General features: G+C 64.8%; 6 protein-coding genes. 3 read left to right on the top strand and 3 right to left on the bottom strand.

The window, feature by feature from the left end:
- From MUO23_05065 to MUO23_05055, 3 genes are all read right to left on the bottom strand, one after another.
- On the bottom strand, positions 1 to 333 hold a 333-nt coding region (locus tag MUO23_05065), incomplete at its 3' end, for a 2Fe-2S iron-sulfur cluster-binding protein (protein ID MCJ7512322.1).
- A 41-nt stretch (positions 334 to 374) separates the two neighbouring features.
- Positions 375 to 1,613, bottom strand: a complete 1,239-nt coding sequence (locus MUO23_05060; protein MCJ7512321.1) for an amidohydrolase family protein — start codon at positions 1,611 to 1,613, stop codon at positions 375 to 377.
- Between the two features lie 938 nt (positions 1,614 to 2,551).
- The gene (locus tag MUO23_05055; protein ID MCJ7512320.1) at positions 2,552 to 3,022 is read right to left on the bottom strand and encodes a 5-formyltetrahydrofolate cyclo-ligase; all 471 of its coding nucleotides are present in this window, start codon (positions 3,020 to 3,022) and stop codon (positions 2,552 to 2,554) included.
- A gap of 302 nt (positions 3,023 to 3,324) precedes the next feature.
- On the opposite strand from MUO23_05055, the gene MUO23_05050 reads away from it, so the two are divergent.
- From MUO23_05050 to MUO23_05040, 3 genes are all read left to right on the top strand, one after another.
- Entirely contained in the window at positions 3,325 to 3,669 is a 345-nt protein-coding gene (locus MUO23_05050; protein ID MCJ7512319.1) for a winged helix-turn-helix domain-containing protein, read from the top strand.
- On the top strand, positions 3,666 to 3,983 hold the full coding sequence (locus tag MUO23_05045; protein ID MCJ7512318.1) for a hypothetical protein: 318 nt from the start codon (positions 3,666 to 3,668) through the stop codon (positions 3,981 to 3,983). Before MUO23_05050 ends, MUO23_05045 begins: the two co-directional genes overlap by 4 nt.
- 133 nt (positions 3,984 to 4,116) lie before the next feature.
- Positions 4,117 to 4,512, top strand: a complete 396-nt coding sequence (locus MUO23_05040) for a cupredoxin domain-containing protein (GenBank protein MCJ7512317.1) — start codon at positions 4,117 to 4,119, stop codon at positions 4,510 to 4,512.
- Positions 4,513 to 4,543 lie beyond the last annotated feature (31 nt).

Here is a 4,543-nt window from a genome sequence, read left to right as displayed (position 1 = left end):
GCCGCATTGAACCGCGCCGTGTTCGATGAAGGCGCGCTGCAGCGGGTGAAGCCTGCCTGCAGTCGCCAGCCCCTCGACGGTCTGCACGTTGGCGCCGCCCACCTTCGACATGCGCACCAGGCACGCGCGAGTCGCCTTGCCATTGAGGATGACGGTGCAGGCCCCGCAATGACCGCTGTCGCAGCCGTTCTTCGTCCCGCGTAGTTCCAGGCGCTCCCGCAAGAAGTCCATGAGACTCAGGTCGGCAGGAACGTCTGCGATCACCTCTCGGCCGTTCACGCGGAGGCTGACCACCAACGGTTGTGCGCCGCTCTCCAAATGTGTTCTGGGCACCCTAGATCCTCCGGACCCGGCTCCGCCGTCTTCTCGGACCGCTACTTGGTGGCTGCAATCGACCGCACCTTCTCGGGATCAACCAGCTTCCCATGGCTGATCACCTGCAAGGGGGCTGCATGCTCTCGCAGCGCTTCCAGCACGTTGGGCGCCGAGAGCACCACCAGGTTGGCGGTTGCGCCCTCCTTCAAGGCGAAATCGGCGAGCCCCATGGCGCTGGCTGCACTCCCGGTGATCATGTCGTACAGCGTTTCCATGTCCGCCGACGTCGTCATCCACAGCAGGTGGGAGGCAAGGAACGCCACTTCCAGCATGTTGTTGCGTCCGAAGGGGTAGTAGGCGTCGGAGATGTCGTCCTGCGCCAGGCACACCAGAACCCCTTCCTCGAGCAGCTCGCGCACGCGGGCGTGCAGCGGCCCGGTGTGTGGGTCGCTGACCACGCCCATCTTGGCTTGCTTGAGCAGGGCCGCCAGCTTCTGGAAGTACGGCTTGGGGTACAGGGCCATGGCGCGGGCGTGATGGGCCAGGGCTCTCCCCTGCCATCCGCGCCGGATGGCCTCCAGGGCCATCGCCTCCAGCGAGCGCAGGCCGGCGTCACCGGCGTCGTCCACCAGCATCGAGACGTCCTTGTCATACTCGACGGCGATCTCGAAGCACTCGTGGACGTGCTGGGCGATGTCGGCCTCGGTGTACTCGATCCAGGGGATGCCGCCGACCACATCCGCACCCAGCTTCATCGCCTGGCGCACCAGGTCGGCGGCGCCGGGCTCGCGCACGATTCCATCCTGGGCAAAGGCAACCACCTGGATTTCGACGATCCCCCGGAACTCCTCCCGGGCGCGCAGCAGAGCCTTCACGCCTTCGAGGCGCGCCCTGCGGTCTACATCGGCAAAGGCCCGCAGGTGCGTGCAGCCGTACAGCGCCGCCTGGGCGACTGCCCGGCGCACGTTGAGGATGATCCACTTTTCGTCGTAATGTTCCTTGACGCGTGCGGCAAGTTCGATGGCCGTCATGGCCTTGCCCATGTCGGCGCTGTGGTAGTCGCGCAGGGCGTCCTCGTCCATCATCTGCAGGGTGTAGACCTTGCACAGGTGCAGATGTGGATTGACGAACGATTCGGTCACCAGGTTCCCATGCGCCTCGATCTCGACCTTCCCCGATCCGTCGATCCGTTCGCGGATGGCGGCGATTCGCCCACCGGCGATGCCCAGGTCGAACTGCAGGCCGGGTTGGCGGCGCAGCGCGGCCTGTCGGATCAGGATGTCAAAGGACTGCGACATGGCCTTCCTCCCCGACGTCCCCTACTCGGGCGCCGATTGAGGGCCGTGGACACTTCCTCCCCAGGCCCGCGGGGCAAGCTCACCTCACGACTCCGGCCTTCACCGTCGCCGGGAGCAGCCTCTATTCAGTGGAAGCATGGGAACCGATGCCAGGCCCGACCGTATCGTCGTTGGCATTTGCGATCACCGGGATCACGGGCAGTATGGGCTGGTCTCCGATTCCACGCGCGCCCCTTGCCCGTCCTGAGGCTGCACCTCGAGCAAGTCTGGCCCGATTCGGGTCGGGACTTCCGTGCTCGTGGCGATGCGCGTACCGATAAAGGTCGAACTCTGCAGGATGTCGCTGTTGGGAAGGGGGCGTCCTCGACGCCTCGAACTTGTCCCCCGGATGACCCGGCGCTCGATTGACGGCCGGACCAGCTCGGGCCTGGGTGTGCGTCTCGCTTCGCATGATGGCGCCTGCCCGCCCAAGTGCATCCCGCCTCCTCCGAGGTGAAGCCTGCCCAGCCCGCTACTGATGGCTCCATTATAGGCATGCCGTGCCAATTCGCCTCCATGCAAGTCGTGACCGCGCAGCCGGAAAATGTACGTGTTGTCTGTACAAGTGGAAGGATGGAGTCCGTGACCGGTGAAACGACCTACTCTCAGGCGCCGCAGAAGCTGGCTCGCCTCCCGAAGCGTGTCACCCAGGGCCGCGGGGTGGTTGTCACCCAGCGTCGCCGCGGCGAGGAGGCTAAGTCGCCCTTCGTAGTGGCAGGCGATCCCCCGAGCCGCGCGACTCAGGCTTGGGCCCCGCCTCGGCCCTGCGCCCGCTCCCGCAGGCTCAGGCCCTCGGCGGGGGAGGTCGTGCGCAAGCTCGGATCAGCGGGGGGTGTGAGCGGTTGGCGACCGGAGGTCTCACGCCGCACCTAAGGTGGGGACGACGCCGAGGTCCTCGGTCACCAGGGATCCACGGGCATGTCGTGGGGCTCATGAGCGATCTCGTCGAGCAGCAGCGCCGGGGCGTGGCCGGGCTGCGCCAGCAGGCGATCGTAGTACCCGCCGCCGTAGCCGAGGCGGTAGCCGCGGGGCGTAAACGCCAGGCCGGGGACGAAGATCAGGTCGGGATGCTCCGGCGCGACGACGGGCAGGCCCGGATCGGGGTCGGGCATGCCGAAGCGGTGCGGGATCAGGTGCTGGGGGTGATAGACATGGAAGAGGAGATGCCGGACCGGGGCGTCCGCGAGGCGCGGAATCGCCCAGAGGAAGTTCGGTACCCCGACGATCAGCGGCTGCAGGTCGACTTCGCCCCGCATCGGCAGATGGGCGGAGACGACGGTAGCCGACTGGAAGGCGCTCCACTGCTGCATGCGCTCGCAGATGCGTTGGCTGGCCCGGTCCCGAAAGGCCGGTGCCAGTTCGTCGCGCACCTGACGCCACCGAGCCCGTCGCCCGAGCGCGCTCGGGGATGAGTCGGAAGGGTCTCCCTTGACTGGGCGTTCGGTGGCGCTCGTCGTGCGGTCGAGAACGACCTTGAGTCAGTGGGTCCCTGCCCGCGTCCACCGGGGAGCTCCCTTCCCAAGCCCGCACATCGTCCCGATGTCCTTCGGGAAGGGCGGGGTAGCTCGAGGCCGCTGGGCATCCACGCGCCGCTTGCGCCCGTCACCTGTTGGCCCTACAATAACCAAAGAAATTGGTTATATAACCAACCATATTGGTTATATGGCCGATCATGATGGTGAAAACAATGTTGGGTCCGATCCTCGGATGTAGAAACAGCGAACGCATACTTGTCTTCATCCAGGCGAGAAACGAGGGATATGCCACGGAGATCGCCCGGAGGTACAAGACCGACCTCTATGGCATCCAGAGGCAGTTGGACCGGCTGGAGACCGGGGGGGTCCTCGTGAGCAGGAAAGTCGGGCGGACACGAGTCTACATATTCAATCCTAGGTACCAGCTGTTGCCTCAACTGAAGGACCTCTTGCAGAAGGCGATCTCCTTCTACCCAATGGCAGAGCGAGAGGCGCTGCTCATGAATCGCCGGCGCCCCAGGCGCAGAGGAAAGCCACTTTGAAGGCAGTCAAGGAGATGAGCCAGCCAGAGCTGGCCGCTCATGTGCAAGCCACGCTCGGCCAGAAAGGCGTGGCCGTTGTGCTCTCCGGCGGAGCCACGGTGTCAACCTACAGTGGGAACCAGTACGTATCGAAGGACTTGGACCTAGTCATCATTGGCGCCCCAGCCCTCTTTCCCCTGCGGGATCTCAGGCCGGAACTTCTCGTACAAGCCGAAAGCTGCCTGCTTGAGTTCCCTACGGTCGTGGGAGTCGCCACTTCGCGCATACCATCCATGACCGCCTCCAATTGGTCCATGAACCTGCTATCCAGATAGCGCCGCAGGCTCTCTGGATCCATCGGCTTCCCCTTGTCCAGGTTGACTATATCCGAGAATTATGGTCTACTTCATCTGCGACGAGCCGTATGGGCCTGAATCGCGGGAGGAAAGAGAAAGAATGAACAGCAAAATGAAGTCTCGGATCGTGATTGGTGCCGCCGTTGCCCTGAGCCTAGCCCTGGCAGCTTGCGGCCCGAAGAAGGCCAGCATCTCGGCCAGCATGACGGAATTCAAGTACGAACCAGAATCCTGGACCGTCCCCGCTGGAGCCGAGGTGACGCTCACGCTCACCAACAACGGCTCGGTTGAGCACGAGTGGCTTCTGCTGGATGCCGGTGTCACGATCGTGCCGCCCTTCGATGAAGAGGCGGTGACGGACAGCATCCTGGTGGACCAGGACGTCGCCGCTGGTGCCTCGGCGACCGTGGTCTTCACGGCGCCCACCACGCCAGGCAACTATGAAGTCGTGTGCGGCGTCGCCGGCCACATCGAGGGCGGGATGACGGGCACGCTCATCGTGCAGTAGCGCGACCGAAACCGCAGAGAGCGGGGCGGGC

The organism is Anaerolineales bacterium, from assembly GCA_022866145.1.
Lineage (GTDB): Bacteria > Chloroflexota > Anaerolineae > Anaerolineales > E44-bin32 > PFL42.
The sequence above is the reverse complement of the archived record's forward strand: the minus strand, read 5'-3'. Positions and strand labels throughout refer to the sequence as shown.

Excerpts from the sequence above, each read along its gene's own strand:
- MUO23_05060 (MCJ7512321.1), bottom strand. The coding sequence starts at position 1,613 with ATGTCGCAGTCCTTTGACATCCTGATCCGACAGGCCGCGCTGCGCCGC.
- MUO23_05050 (MCJ7512319.1), top strand. The coding sequence starts at position 3,325 with ATGATGGTGAAAACAATGTTGGGTCCGATCCTCGGATGTAGAAACAGC.
- MUO23_05040 (MCJ7512317.1), top strand. The coding sequence starts at position 4,117 with ATGAAGTCTCGGATCGTGATTGGTGCCGCCGTTGCCCTGAGCCTAGCC.